The organism is Pseudomonas mosselii (assembly GCF_005796105.1).
GTDB lineage: Bacteria > Pseudomonadota > Gammaproteobacteria > Pseudomonadales > Pseudomonadaceae > Aquipseudomonas > Aquipseudomonas mosselii_C.
In genome coordinates this window covers 1-480 of sequence record NZ_VAUO01000051.1, presented here as the reverse complement: position 1 = coordinate 480, position 480 = coordinate 1, and the positions used below count along the sequence as shown (strand labels likewise).

General features: G+C 53.8%; 1 protein-coding gene and 1 pseudogene. Both read right to left on the bottom strand.

Translation table 11 applies throughout. The features are described from left to right. Positions 1-232 (bottom strand): DUF1348 family protein (locus FEM01_RS24035; protein ID WP_138221894.1); only part of this gene is annotated, 232 nt, incomplete at its 3' end. 163 nt (positions 233-395) lie between these two features. Then, a pseudogene (locus FEM01_RS24030) lies at positions 396-480 on the bottom strand (DUF1348 domain-containing protein); the annotation flags it as partial.

Sequence of the window (480 nt, the reverse complement as noted above, 5' to 3'; positions counted from 1 at the left end):
TGATCAGGCGGTAATCCAGTTCTTTTTTCCACTTGCGCGTCAGCAACGCCTGGGCTTCTTCGCGATTTGTCGCGAACTCGGTACGGTTACGCCATTGGGTGTCTCGGGTATAGGCCAGCGCAATTTTTTCAGGGGTGCGGGTATTCCAGCCGTCTTCTGCGAGGCGGACCTTTTCAATGGCCGATTCGCGAGTAAAAGGAGGAAGTGGCGGGCGAGCGGGTTCGTTGGACATGGGAACACCTCCAAATAAGTGGACAAATAAATAATGTTAGGCGACAGCGGTATCGAACAACTTTAAACAGCGACTGAAGAAAGCCAGCCAACTGCCAGACAACAAGAAAGACGTAATACTTTTAAACGAGTGGCACTGCCTGCAGCGAGACCGGGGTTAACGCTCACAGTCCCAGTTCAGTCAAGCCTGGGTGGTCATCCGGGCGACGCCCCAGCGGCCAGTGGAACTTACGCTCGCTTTCCTTGATG